Raw genomic sequence first — 12,677 nt, forward strand, 5'->3', positions numbered from 1 at the left:
AAGACTGACGCTTGGCCGCCCCTCTATTTTTTAGCACTGTTTTTCAAAAACTTATCCGTTAAGGCCGCCGAGACGTGCGGCAGCGCTAAGACGGAAAATACACCGGTAGCGCCGATGAGTCTCCCGCGTCGTCCTCATGCGTCCGGCTTGGCGCTGGACAGGAGGTAGGCGCTCAGCATCTCCTGGGCGTGGCGCCGGCGCTCCGATTTCCAGCGCTCACTGTGCAGGTTGGCGCTGAAGATCGCCGAGAGCGTGTAGACATTGGACAAGTGGAAGTAAGACAGCGCAACCATCGACACATAGAGTTGCAGCGGATCGATATCCTCGCGGAACACCTTCTGCTCCACGCCCCGCGCGAGCGTCTCCTTGATGGCGTCCATCAGCGGCGAACTCAGCGTCGGCGCGCGCATCGAGGTGGAGAGATAGGCCCCCTGCTGCAGATTTTCCCCGGTCCACAATGAGATGACATGCGGGTTGGCCGCAAAGTGCGAATAGGTGAAGTTGAACAGCTTCATCATCGCCTCATACGGTTCGAGGTTGGCGAGATTCAGCGCCGCTTCCTTCTTGCGGATGTCCTCATACACATGATCGAGCACGAAGACGTAAAGCTGCTCCTTGTTGCCGTAATAATGGTAGATCATCCGCATGTTGGCGCCGGAGCGCTGCGCGATCGAATCGATGCGCGCGCCGCTCAGCCCGCGCTCGGCGAACTCCTCGATGGCGGCTTCCAGAATCTTCTTGCGCGTGCCAGCCGCATCCCGCGTGCGACGCAGACCCTTCGCATCGTCGGCCGGTTCAGCGACCTGCGTCCTGGCGGCACGCGCGCCGACAGTCTTCCGCACCGCTGCTTTCGGTCCTCTTACGCTCGGTTGTCTCGCCACGTCCCATCCTCTTCATATGACCCGGCCCACGCCGGCCCCTTGTTGACCCTATCGCGGCCCGGCCCTCAAGCCCCTGCGTGCCGCCTTTGCGCTGCCAGCACGGTATTCGCCAGCAGGAATGCCGTCGTCAGCGGGCCGACACCATCGGGAACGGCCGAGATCACGGCTGCAACCCCGTCGACGGCGGCAAGATCGACATCGCCCAGAATGCGCCGGCTGCCATCTGCCTGCGTCACGAGATTGATGCCGATATCGATGACCGTGGCACCTGCCCGCACATGGCGCGCGCCGATCAGCTCCGCCCGGCCGGCCGCGGCGAACAGCACGTCCGCCGTCTGGCAGGCTGCCACCAGATCGCGCGTATCGATATGCGCGATCGTCACGGTCACGCCGCGCTGGAGCAGCAACTGCGCGAGCGGGCGCCCGACGCTGGCCGAGGCGCCGACCACGGTGGCATTGAGCCCGCGCAGGTCGCCCAGCACCTCCTCCGCGAGCAGCACCGCGGCTTGTGGCGTGCAGGGGAACAGGCCCTCCAGCCCCGCCGCTAGCTGGCCGGCGTTAAGCGGAGTCAAGCCATCGACGTCCTTCTGGCTCGAGAGAATTGCAGCGATGTCCGCCATCGCGATGCCGGACGGGAAGGGTGTGAGCGGCAGAATACCATCGATCGATTCATCGGCGTTCAACTGGCGCACCAGCGCCTGCATCTGCGCCAATGAGCCATCGGCAGGGCCGGAGACGATCATGGTGTCGACCTCGGCCAGCCCGGCAAACTCCTCGATGCGCGCGGCATAAGCACGCGCAGGCGCCGCCTCCCCCATCATGAGCAGCGCGAGACGCGGAGCGCGACCCAGGCTTGCTTGGGCAAGGGCCGAATCTTGCGCCGTTTGCGCCAGCAGGCGCCGGGCAGCAGCGTGGCCATCGACAATCCGCGTCATCGCGTGGTGGTCCTTGGCGCGGGCCCGGAGCGGTTAAGGGTTCGGCGTCTCACGATCCACCTGCACATCATCGGCTTCTTCCGGCTGGATCGATGCGACCGCCGGACGCGCAGAGGGCTCTGCACGGCACGAACCCTTACATAAGTAAGCATGTTTTGCAAATAAGCCGGGGCAGGTTCGTTAACCGTTGGTCTCGCTCGACAAGCGGTCCGCAAGACGCATCAGGAAGTCCGCACCGGCGCGCAGCTGGTCGATCTCGATCCACTCGTCCGGCTGGTGGGCCTGGAGGATGGAGCCTGGCCCACACAGCACCGCCGGAATGCCGATCTTCTGATAAAGCCCCGCCTCCGCCACAAAGGCCGCGCCGCTCAGCCCATTATCGCCGGTCAACGACCGCACGAAGGATTCAGCGGCGCTGTCCCGATCCAGCTCCAGCGGCGGCGCGCTGGCCAGTGGCGTGATCACAACCCCGCCCTCCGGCGCACGCGCGCGAATGCGGGCATCCAACGCCTGCGCCGCGGCCCGAAAGCGCGCTTCATAGCCGTCCGCTTCGGCCTCGTTGGGCGAGCGCAGATCCCAGCGGAAGGTGCACTGGCGCGCGAGGATGTTCGCCGCCGTGCCGCCATTGACGATGCCGACCGAAAGCGTCGTACCCGGCGGGCTGCATGGATCGTCGGCCCGGATCGCGTCCTGCGCCTGCGCATTCATCTCGCCGATCAGGCTCATCAGTTCGACGGCGGCGGCAATCGCGGAGACGCCCTGATCGCGCTGGCTGCTGTGCGCTTCCCGCCCGGTCACCGTGACGTCGAACACCCGCATCCCCTTATGGACCGACAACACCTTCATGCTGGTCGGCTCCCCGATGATCGCCAGGGCGGGCGCGGGCACGAAAGCGGCCATTCGATCGAGCAGATGCGGCGCGCCGAGGCAGCCGACCTCCTCATCATAAGTGATCGCGAGGATCAGCGGGCGTTGCAAGGATTGCACCGCAGGCGTGTCGATCAGCGCGAGCACCAGCGCGATGAAGCCCTTCATGTCCGCCACGCCGCGCCCGTAGAGCCGGTCGTCCCTGCGGGTCACCGTCCAGGGATCGCTGGTCCATGGCTGGCCATCGACCGGCACCACATCGCTATGCCCGCTCAGAACGATCCCGCCCGGCACATCCGGCCCGATCCGCGCGAGCAGATTGGCCTTGCCGCCATCGGCGTCTTCCACCAGCCAATAGGGTATGTTTCGCTCGGCGAGCCGGGTGGCGACCCAATCGATGAGGGCGCGATTGGACTTGCTGGAGGTCGTGTCGAACGCGACCAGCGTTTCCAGAATGTCGAGAGCGTGATCCAGCATCAGTCCAGCTCGCTAAAGTCAGGGAGGGGGGCATCAATGAAGATACCGTCGCGCATAACCAAACGGCCCGCACCGTGGCGCACGAACAGCTCATTATAGCTCTTCGCCCGGTAGAGAACGAGATCGGCGGGCGCACCTGTGACAATCGCCTGCGCCTGCGAGACCAGCGCACCGGGCGTGGTGGTGACGCTGCGCGGCCAGTCCCCCACCGGATGATCGAGATGCGCGATCCGCACCGCATCCTGAAAGGATTCGAGCGGATTGAAGTCGCCATAGGGATTATAGGGATCACGGCAATTGTCGCCGCCGATGCAGATGGGAATGTCGCGCCGGGCCATCTCGTGCAGCAGGGTGACGCCCCGCCAGCGCGGTGTGCGACCCGGCGACCGCGCCTGCAGATAGAGGTTGCAACCCGGCAGGCTGACCACGGAAAGCCCGGCGCGCGCCATCAGGTCCAGCGTCCGGTCCACCTGTGCCTCGTCCTGCATGGCGAGGCTGCAGCAATGGCCGACCATCACCTGCATCCCCCCGCCCCGCCGGTCGGCGAGCGTTGCGACCCGGCGCACGATGTCCGAGCTGGCGTCGTCCGTCTCGTCGGCGTGGAAGTCCAGCGCGAGGCCGTATTTGTCCGCCGCGTCGAACAGCCGCTCAAGGCTGGCATCGACCAGCGGCGAGACATGCGCGAAGCCGCCCAGCACGCCGCCATGACGGCGCACGACATCGAGCACCCGCGCGAACCAGACATCGTCCGCCAGCACATCGGTGGAAATCAGCGGCACGGCCTGCAGGTCGATCCGCCCGGCCCAGGCTGCGCGCACCTCCGAAAAAATCTCCCAGCGCTGCTCGATCTGCTCGTTCTGGGATGCAAGGTGGGTGCGCATCGCCCGCACGCCATGGGCGTAGGCACAGCGCAGGCCGAAATCCATGCGCCAGCGCATGTCATCCGGCGTCCAGTGGGTTTCGCGGTCGGCGATGATCGCGCTGGCCGCAGAGCCGAACGTGCCATCGGGATTGGGGGAGCGCGCCCAGATCTGCGTGCTGTCGAGATGCGTGTGCGCTTCCACGAAACAGGGCCAGACCATCATGCGATCCAGGCGGATGTCACGCCAAGCGCTCGGCGTCTCGGGGAGCGAGGGCGCAACAAAGGCGATGCGCCCCTGCTCGATGCCGATGTCCGCCGTGACGATCTCCGCGCCACCCTCGAAGGCCGTGAAGGTGGCGGGCACATGCACCCCGCGCAGGACGAAGGGCTCGCCCGGCGCGAGATTCTGCGGAAGCCGATCCTGAGGCGTCATGGCACTTCCTCCAGCACCGGCAACACCAGCCGGCTTTCCGCCAGGTTCAGACGCAGCGTAATCACGCCCGCTTCCTCAACGCCGGCATCCACCGGCCGCGTGCCGGTGCCGGGATTGATGGGATAGGCGGGGAAAGACGCTGCCGAAACGGCCAGCCGCACACGGGCGCCCGCGGGGATCGTCGCGCATGTCGGGCGCAAGCGCACAGTGGCAGAGCCGTCGGATGCGACCGCGAAATGGGCATAGCCTTCCGTCAGGTGATGGCTGCGCCCGGCTTCATCAACGATGGTGAGGATGCAGCTCAGGTCGAAACTCGGGCAATCCGCTGTCACCTCCAGCGCAGCGACCGTCTCGCCCGCCAGCGTCACGGGCGCCGCCATCGGCGGGCTGGTGTAGGTGAGCACATCGGGCCGGGCATCCACATCGGTGCGGTCAACCGGTCCCGGCACCGCGCCGAAGGCCCCGCCCGTGGTCGGCACGGCGCGCCAGGGATCGTGCACCAGATAATCCGCCGGTGCCTGCGGCTCGCAGCCCGGCGCCAGAACGCCGTCCCGCTCGTCCAGCGCCGCGCGACCGGCGGTGCCGATCTGCCAGCATTGCTGACCGCCGGGCCATGCCGGAAAATCCCGCCAGACCTTGCGACCCATGTCGAACAGCCGCACGGCGCGGGCGGGCGTAATCGCTTCCCCCTCCCCCTTGAGGTGCTGGTCGAACCATGCCCGTTGCAACTGGTCGATCTCTCCAATGGCCGCCTCGCCAAAGTCCTTGCCGCCAAGCCGGCGCCCCCAGGGGAAATGCGTCCACGGCCCCACGACCAGCGCAGAGTCGGCACGTCCCGCTTGCTCATAGGCCCGATAGGCCGCGACGGTGCCGGGGAGATGGGTGTCGTACCAGCCGGTCACGAACAGCGCCGGCGGCCCGCTCTGGGTCAGCCGGTCTGCATGGGCAGAGGGGGAAATGCGCGCCCAATAAGGGTCCGCAAAATCCCGGTCGAGCCAGTCGCGGTAGAATGGCACATGACGGGCATGGCGATGCAGAATGTCGGGCCGCGCATGATTGCCATGCCCCAAGGCCAGCGCCCGTGCGGCCTGCGCCAGATCGGCAAAGGCGTCGGCATCCCCGGCATGCTTGGCGTTCTGCGCCGCAAGCTGCACTGCCCAGCCAATATTGGCGGCGAGGCAGAAGGCATCGTTCTCATAGGCCCAGTCCTGCCGCAAATCCCAGCCAACCATCGTCGGGGCGATGGCCCGGAGCGCAGGCGGCAGCGTCGCCGCAGCGAGGAGCTGGGTCACGCCCTGATAGGAGAAGCCGTACATGCCGACCGCGCCGGTCGATCCGGCCAGCCCCGCCGCCCAGTTGATCGCATCCTCGCCGTCCGCGGCCTCCTGCTCGAACAGTGCGAACACGCCCTCAGATGTCCCTCGGCCCCGCACGTCCTGAATCACGACGATATAGCCCTGCGCCGCATACCAGGCCGGATGCGCGAAGCAGACCGTCGTCGCGATCCGCCGCCCATAGGGCTGGCGCATCAGCAGCACGGGGTGATCGCCCGCCGGCGCGGGCCGATACACGTCCGCATCCAGCCGCACGCCGTCACGCGTCGTCATGGAGAGGAGTTCAGGGGGGCGCGTGTCCATCATCATTTTCGATCCAGCATTCCGGTCCGGCGCGGTGCAGCGCCGCGCCTGTCTTAACCCAAAGGCTAATCGCGATGCAGCAACTGCACAATTGCCTAAGTGAGCAAATTATGCATAAAAGATTCTGCCGGCGCCGACCGGCATCAGGAAACATCTGATTTCCAAAGATTTCAGCCCGCCGGTCGTCCGGACAAGGATCAAATGACGAATACGCAAAAGCAAAACCAGATCAGCGATCGGGACGGGGTGGCCGTTTATGTGGCGGCCGCGCCGGAAATCATCGGCTTGCCGGTGCCCGCCGAATATCGCGAGGGCGTCATTAACAATCTTCACCTCATCCTCGTCCAGAGTGCCCCGTTGCTGGCCCTCGAGCTTGATCCCGCGCTGGAAGCCGCACCGGTGTTCCGGCCATGAGCGATTTTGCAGCGATGGGCGCGGCGCAGATCGCCGCCGGAGTGAATGCCGGGACGTTCAGCGCATCCGATGTGGTGCGCGACATGCTGGCGCGGATCGAACGGCTCGATCCGCTGATCAACAGCTGCACGGCTGTCTTTTCCGAGTCGGCCCTGGCTGCGGCAGCGGCGCTCGATGCCGCGATTGCGCGGGGTGAGCCGGGCGGCCCCATGTCGGGCGTGCCGGTGGTGGTGAAAAACCTGTTCGACATTGCCGGCGAGGTCACGCTGGCCGGCGCCAAGATGCGCCGCGAGGCCCCGCCCGCCAGCGAAGACGCGACCGCCGTAAGGCTGCTGCGCGAGGCCGGCGCGATCATCGTCGCATCGACCAACATGGATGAATTCGCCTACGGCTTCACGACCGAGAATGATTTCTTCGGCCCGACCCGCAATCCCCACGATCTCGGGCGGCTCGCCGGGGGCTCATCGGGTGGCGCTGCGGCAGCGGTCGCAGCGGGCCTCGCGCATATCGGCATGGGATCGGACACCAACGGGTCGATCCGCGTGCCCGCCTCCTTCTGCGGCCTGTTCGGGCTCAAGCCGACCTATGGCCGCCTGTCGCGTGCGGGCACCTTCCCGTTCGTGTCCAGCCTCGATCATATCGGGCCGATGACCCGCAGCGTGGCCGACCTCGCGCTGGCCTATGACGTGCTGCAAGGGCCGGATCCACGCGATCCCGTTTGCTCGACGGCAGCGCCTGAGCCGGTTCTGGACCGCCTCGGAGAAGACACCGATGCGTTCCGCGTCGGCGTTCTGGGCGGCTGGTTCCGGGGCAATGCCGAGGATGTCGCGCTGGAAGCCGTGGACAAGGTTGCCGACGCCCTGAACGCGGATCGCTATGTCGAGCTCGCCGAAGCCGAGATCGCTCGCTATGCGGCCTTCGTCATCACGGCGGCCGAGGGCGGCAATCTGCACATCGATGCCCTGCGCCAGCGCCCGGACCAGTTCGATCCGGCGACGCGCGATCGCCTGTTCGCCGGCGCCCTGCTCCCCTCTACCCTCGTCGTGCAGGCCCAGCGCTTCCGCTACCGGTTTCGCGAGGCGGCGCGCCGGGCCTTCGCGCACTATGACGTCCTGCTCGCGCCTGCCACGCCCTGCGCCGCGCTCAAGCTCGGCCAGCAGACCCTCAATCTGGGCGGCAAGGAGATGCTCGCCCGCGCGCATGTCGGCATCTACACCCAGCCAATCAGCTATATCGGCCTGCCCGTGCTGACCGCGCCGGTGATGACCAGCGGCCCCATGCCGGTGGGCGTCCAGATCATCGCCGCGCCCTGGGCCGAGGCCAAGATTTTCCAGATCGCAGCGCGGCTTGAAGCAGCCGGTGTGGCCGTCTCCAGCGTGGCAGATTGCGCGCCGGTGTCGGAAAACGCCTGAAGCTCGGGCCCTGGCATCAGGGGCTGACCGTCAGGGCTAACCTTCAAGGCGTTGGCGGCTGCTCCACGCGGGGCGGCCAAGGCGTGAGGAACGGCGCGTCCTCTCCATAAGTGAGCTTGCCCTCGGCCTGAAGGAGCCGCACCCGCCCATCCAGATACTCCTTGATGATCGCGATGCGCCCCTTGCGCACCGTGGCGATCCACACGTCGTTGACGACCTGCTTCTCGCCATTCTGGGTGACGCGGAACTGGACTTCCGCCGCCACGCGACCATTGCGCACGTCGATGTAGAAGGCATCGGCGGGAAAGTAGATGCTGCGGTCCGTCGCGACCTTGCAGAAGCCCTCGAGGTCAGCGAGCGCGGCATCGCGGCCGATCAGGCGGCGGCCGGGATAGGAGAAATCGACATCGTCCGTCAGAATGCGGCGCATCAGGTCCGCGTCACAATCCGCCCAGACATGCGCGAGATCGAGGATCAGGCGCTGATATTGCGCGCGCGTCGTGCCGCGCACCTCCATTTTGCCGGTGTAGATGACGCTGGGCTTGGCGGGAGCCGCCTGCTCCGCGATGGCCGGCATCGGGGACAGGGCCGCGCAGGCGGCCACGATCCAGACCCAGCGGCTGCGCGATGCTCGGACAATCCTCATGCCTTGGCTCCCTTGCCGCTGTTTTGGCCCGCCCCATGTGCGGGCGTCTTGCCCTAAAAGTAAATCGCCGTGGTGTCGGCTTGCACTGACACCACGGCGATTGAGCGATCGGATGCGACCCGAGGCTCTAGCTGCCGAAGCGATAGGAAATGCTGCCGCCGATCCAGCGCGGACGGCCCCAGACTTCGGTCGCCATGCCGAGGAATGCGAGGTCGAATGCGGCGGTGCGATAGCGCTTGTCCGTCACATTCTCGGCAAAGACAGCAAGGGTCAGCGAGTCGCTTGCATCGGTCCAGGAGAGGCGGACGTTTGACAAGGCGTAGGCTGCCTCACGCTGGCTGGGACTGTTGAAGGCGTCGAAATACTGCACGCCCTTATAGGCGATGTCGCCCTGCAGGCCGAGCGTGCCGCCAAGCACGTTCGGCACACGATAATTGGCCGTCAGGTTCCACGACCATTTGGGGGCCAGCGGCATCCGCCGATCGACCACAGGGCCGTTATTGGCGAGGCCGGGCAGCTGCACGTCGAGCAGCTTGGCATCCAGATAGGTCAGCGATCCACGCAGGCGCAGATTCTGCACCGGCTCTGCCGCGAACTCGGCTTCGGCACCGGTGATCTCGGCATCGCGGTTGAATGTGGTCGAGGAGAGCGACACGCCATCGAACTGGTAGGCCTGGCTGTCCTTATACTGGTAATGGAACACCGCGCCGCTGATGCTGTAGCGATTGTCGTAGGTGGCGAACTTGGCGCCGGCTTCGTAGCTGGTCAGCCGTTCGGGGCGGACCGAGATGGCCGAGAGCGGAAGCGACGTGTAACCGACGTTGAAGGTGCCGGCCTTGAACGAGCGTGCCACACCCGCATAGAACAGCTGCCCGCGCTGCGGCTCCCAGCTCAGCCGCGCAGTGAAGCTCGTGCTGTCATCGTTGCGCTTGGCGAGATCACCCACCGTGGTGGTGTTGAACACCGGGCCGGTGTCCGTGTTGTTGAGATCATATTCCTTGTCTTCCTCGGTATAGCGCACGCCGCCCGTCGCGGTGAGGGTCGAGGTCAGCGCATAGTCGACATTGCCGAAGATCGCCCAGCTCTCGCTGTCCAGATCATAATAGACCGGACGGCGCGGCCCGGCAGCGGCCGAGGTGGTGCGGCGCTGATAGCCGTTCACATTATAGTCGAAATAATAGAGGCCGGTGACCCAGGTGAGCGGCCCGTTCACGCCCGCCAGGCGCAGCTCCTGCGAGAACTGCTCGGCGCGCGGGTGAACTTCGGTCGAGCGTGCGCCGGGCGTGGAGTCGCTGTCGAACGCCGCGTCCTTCTTGCCCTTCTCGAAGCCAGTGATCGAGGTCAGCTCGGCAAAGCCGAGGTCGGCCTTGATTTTGCCGATGGCGGTGAACTGCTCCGAGCGCATATAGGCATCAAAGTTGGTGTTCGTCTCCAGCGGCTTGCTGTCGCCATAGCCGAAGGAGTCGACGCCGCCCGGATTGCGGGTGGAGAGGCCCGTCACCGGGTCTTGCGTCACGGCAATGTGGGTGAACATGTTGCCCGCTTCATTGTCGTTCTTGTAATATTGCACGAACAGCTCGGCGCTCAGATTGTCCGCGAACTGGTTCGACAATTGGCCGCGAATGGCGCTGGCGTTGAGCGCGTTGCCGTCTTCCCCGCCGGGGAAATTGTTCTTGATGTAGCCATCATAACGGTGACGGAAGACGCTGACGCGGCCCAGCAGATTGCCGAACAGCCGGCCGCTGATCGCAGCCTCGGCCTGAACGCGATTGCGCTCGGCGAAGGTGACGGACACATGGCCTTCCAGTTGCTCGGTCGGCGCTGCGGCAATGAAGTGGATGAGGCCGCCGGTCGCGTTGCGGCCATAAAGCGTGCCCTGCGGACCGCGCAGCACCTCGATGCGGCTGATGTCGAACATCTGGGAATCGAGGCCCATCAGGTTCGCCTTGTAGAACTCGTTCACATAGACGGCGGACGGGCTCTCATTGGTGTCGGCGAAATCGCGCATGGCGACGCCGCGCAGCGAGATGAAGGGGAAGTCGCCGTCGCCCGAGTTCTGGCCGATAGAAAGGCCGGGCACCAAGCGGGCGAGATCGAGCGTGCTCGACGCGCCGGATTCAGCGGCCTGCGCACCGGACACGACGCTGAGGCTGATCGGCACTTCGGTGACGCGCTGCTCGCGATGCTGGGCGGTGACGATGATGTCGCCACCTTCGGCCGTGTCTGCGGCATCGGCAGCCATCAGCGGCGCGCTCGTCGAAGCCAGAAGAAGGGCGAGAAACGCTTTGTGGGACATCGTCAAAGATGCCTCGGGCTTGCGTGCAAACAACATTGTGGGCTTCCTCCAGATAAACCTGTCATGCCCGCAGGCCAGAGCTCACATCGGTTACCGTCTCGAGCCCACGCGCAGCGTGAGCGATGTTTATCCTGTTGAGCCCTCCCCGTTCGGCGTTGGTATGTATGCAGAGCGTGCTTACTTATGTAAAGAGGGTCGTGACGATTTTTTGACAGAGGCTCAAATGTGCTCTGCCTGCGTGGATCAACCTTCAAAGGGCAGTTTTATTGAGGTTTCATGAGATCCGAACGATCACGACCCAAAGCAGGCGACGACCACCGGATCAAATCGAAGTGTCTTGGCGCGACGCCTGCGCGAGCCGAGTCGCCGCAACGGTGAGACCGGTGCGGGCATGTATAATTAGGGATCAAAGAAGCGGCGGCCGGAGAGCGCCCCCCTACCCCCGCCCCGCCTTCACCATGTCCGCGATCCGCACGAACTTCTCGCGCGGGGCACCGAGGCGGGCTTGGGCAATTTCGGCTTCGTCGATCTTCTGCCAGTCGCGGAAGGTGACGATCTCCAGCCCGCGCTCGGCGATCAGCGCATCCAGGCCAGCCCGGCCCTGCTTGCCGGCGGCGGCGGGCTGGTCGGCAGCGATGGCTTCGGCGATCAGGAAGCCGTCGGGCTTGTTGGTGCCGATGGTGCCGCTCGGCCCCCGCCGCGCCCAGCCGACGCAATAGAGGCCCGGGCGAATGCGGCCCTCCTCATTGGCGAAGCGGCCGCGCGCCTCGTCATAAGGCACGTCGGGAATGGGCGGCGTGCGATAGCCGATGCAGCTGATGATGAGATCGGCGGGCATGGTCACACGCTCGCCGGTGCCGATGCTCTGCTGCTGCGCATCGAGCCGGGTCCGCTCCAGCACCAGCCGCTCGACGCGTCCCTCCCCCTCCACACGCTCGGAAACGACGAAGAAATCGAACCGGATCGCCACCACCTTCTCGGGCGATGGCTCGGCGAACTGGCGGAGCAGCGCCAGCGACTTGCGCTGCCCCGGCTCCAGCGCCTCATCCACCGACGTCGGCGGCAGATCGGCGGGATCGACATGGACGGAGGCGCGCTCCAGCCGGCCGAGTTCGCCCAGCTCCTTGGGCGTCATCGCGATCTGCGCCGGGCCGCGCCGACCCAAGATTGTGATCGAGCGGGGCTGCGCCTTTTTGAGAATGTCATAGGCATGAGCGACGACATCGCTCTCCTCAAGCTCGCGCGCGGTCTTGGCGAGGATGCGGGCGCAATCCAGCGCGACATTGCCATTGCCGATGATGACCACATCCCGCTCGTCGATCCGCGGTGCGAGATCGGCATGATCGGGATGGCCGTTATACCAGCCGACAAAGGCGGCGCTGCCGATGACGCCGGGCAGATCGTCGCCTGGCACGCCCAGCGGGCGATCCGACGGCGCGCCGGTGGCGAGGATCACCGCATCGTAAAGGCCCTGAAGCTCCGGGATCGACACGTCACGCCCGATGACGAGATTGCCGACGAAGCGCACCGTGTCGGTCAAAGCCACGGCTTCATAGCGGCGGGATACGGCCTTGATGGACTGGTGATCCGGCGCGACGCCGGTGCGAACAAGGCCGAAGGGAACGGGCAACCGGTCGATGATGTCGATCGCCACATCCTCGCCGAACTGCTTCTGGCAGGCTTCCGCAGTATAATAGCCGGCAGGGCCAGACCCGATGATGGCGATATGACGCATGGAACGGCCTCTCCAGAAAATGTGTCTTGCGGGGGGCAGCCTAGCCGAGGCTGCGCGCGAGGCAAGGGCCGTGCGCATGAGA

At 65.7% G+C, this 12,677-nt stretch carries 10 protein-coding genes; 2 read left to right on the forward strand and 8 right to left on the reverse strand.

The annotated features are described in order from the left end of the window. Positions 1-134 precede the first annotated feature (134 nt). The 5 genes from M2339_RS10565 to M2339_RS10585 all read right to left on the reverse strand — a co-directional run bounded on the left by M2339_RS10565 (position 135) and on the right by M2339_RS10585 (position 6,062). Positions 135-842, reverse strand: a complete 708-nt coding sequence (locus tag M2339_RS10565; protein ID WP_264572161.1) for a TetR family transcriptional regulator — start codon at positions 840-842, stop codon at positions 135-137. 104 nt (positions 843-946) lie between these two features. Beyond that, complete coding sequence (locus M2339_RS10570; RefSeq protein WP_264586649.1) at positions 947-1,816, reverse strand: bifunctional 5,10-methylenetetrahydrofolate dehydrogenase/5,10-methenyltetrahydrofolate cyclohydrolase; 870 nt, start codon at positions 1,814-1,816, stop codon at positions 947-949. Between the two features lie 180 nt (positions 1,817-1,996). Continuing rightward, positions 1,997-3,160: an acetylornithine deacetylase gene (gene argE, locus M2339_RS10575; protein ID WP_264586648.1), complete on the reverse strand. Its 1,164-nt coding sequence runs from the start codon at positions 3,158-3,160 to the stop codon at positions 1,997-1,999. Next, positions 3,160-4,455 carry a cytosine deaminase gene (locus M2339_RS10580; RefSeq protein WP_264586647.1) on the reverse strand — a complete coding sequence of 432 codons (1,296 nt, stop codon included), beginning with the start codon at positions 4,453-4,455 and terminating at the stop codon, positions 3,160-3,162. Before M2339_RS10580 ends, argE begins: the two co-directional genes overlap by 1 nt. After that, positions 4,452-6,062, reverse strand: a complete 1,611-nt coding sequence (locus M2339_RS10585; protein ID WP_264606331.1) for a CocE/NonD family hydrolase — start codon at positions 6,060-6,062, stop codon at positions 4,452-4,454. Before M2339_RS10585 ends, M2339_RS10580 begins: the two co-directional genes overlap by 4 nt. Before the next feature lie 231 nt (positions 6,063-6,293). Between M2339_RS10585 and M2339_RS10590 the strand changes: the two genes are divergently transcribed. Together M2339_RS10590 and M2339_RS10595 are read left to right on the forward strand one after the other, a co-directional pair. Then, positions 6,294-6,506, forward strand: a complete 213-nt coding sequence (locus M2339_RS10590; RefSeq protein ID WP_264572156.1) for a DUF4089 domain-containing protein — start codon at positions 6,294-6,296, stop codon at positions 6,504-6,506. Then, positions 6,503-7,918, forward strand: coding sequence for an AtzE family amidohydrolase (locus M2339_RS10595; RefSeq protein ID WP_264574546.1), 1,416 nt, complete (start codon positions 6,503-6,505; stop codon positions 7,916-7,918). Before M2339_RS10590 ends, M2339_RS10595 begins: the two co-directional genes overlap by 4 nt. A 43-nt stretch (positions 7,919-7,961) precedes the next feature. On the opposite strand, the gene M2339_RS10600 is transcribed toward M2339_RS10595, so the two are convergent. The 3 genes from M2339_RS10600 to M2339_RS10610 form a co-directional block, all read right to left on the reverse strand. Then, entirely contained in the window at positions 7,962-8,564 is a 603-nt protein-coding gene (locus M2339_RS10600) for a nuclear transport factor 2 family protein (RefSeq protein ID WP_264574545.1), read from the reverse strand. Positions 8,565-8,691: 127 nt separating this feature from the next. Beyond that, positions 8,692-10,860 (reverse strand): TonB-dependent receptor, encoded by a 2,169-nt coding sequence (locus tag M2339_RS10605; protein ID WP_264574544.1) that lies wholly within the window; start codon positions 10,858-10,860, stop codon positions 8,692-8,694. A 436-nt stretch (positions 10,861-11,296) separates the two neighbouring features. Further along, positions 11,297-12,595: an FAD-dependent oxidoreductase gene (locus M2339_RS10610; RefSeq protein WP_264574543.1), complete on the reverse strand. Its 1,299-nt coding sequence runs from the start codon at positions 12,593-12,595 to the stop codon at positions 11,297-11,299. Positions 12,596-12,677: the final 82 nt, after the last annotated feature.

The organism is Sphingobium sp. B2D3C, from assembly GCF_025961835.1.
Taxonomy (GTDB): Bacteria; Pseudomonadota; Alphaproteobacteria; order Sphingomonadales; family Sphingomonadaceae; genus Sphingobium.

Excerpts from the sequence above, each read along its gene's own strand:
- M2339_RS10595 (WP_264574546.1), top strand. The coding sequence starts at position 6,503 with ATGAGCGATTTTGCAGCGATGGGCGCGGCGCAGATCGCCGCCGGAGTG.
- M2339_RS10610 (WP_264574543.1), bottom strand. The coding sequence starts at position 12,595 with ATGCGTCATATCGCCATCATCGGGTCTGGCCCTGCCGGCTATTATACT.
- M2339_RS10605 (WP_264574544.1), bottom strand. The coding sequence starts at position 10,860 with ATGTCCCACAAAGCGTTTCTCGCCCTTCTTCTGGCTTCGACGAGCGCG.
- M2339_RS10580 (WP_264586647.1), bottom strand. The coding sequence starts at position 4,455 with ATGACGCCTCAGGATCGGCTTCCGCAGAATCTCGCGCCGGGCGAGCCC.
- M2339_RS10590 (WP_264572156.1), top strand. The coding sequence starts at position 6,294 with ATGACGAATACGCAAAAGCAAAACCAGATCAGCGATCGGGACGGGGTG.
- M2339_RS10600 (WP_264574545.1), bottom strand. The coding sequence starts at position 8,564 with ATGAGGATTGTCCGAGCATCGCGCAGCCGCTGGGTCTGGATCGTGGCC.
- argE (WP_264586648.1), bottom strand. The coding sequence starts at position 3,160 with ATGCTGGATCACGCTCTCGACATTCTGGAAACGCTGGTCGCGTTCGAC.
- M2339_RS10585 (WP_264606331.1), bottom strand. The coding sequence starts at position 6,062 with ATGACGACGCGTGACGGCGTGCGGCTGGATGCGGACGTGTATCGGCCC.
- M2339_RS10570 (WP_264586649.1), bottom strand. The coding sequence starts at position 1,816 with ATGACGCGGATTGTCGATGGCCACGCTGCTGCCCGGCGCCTGCTGGCG.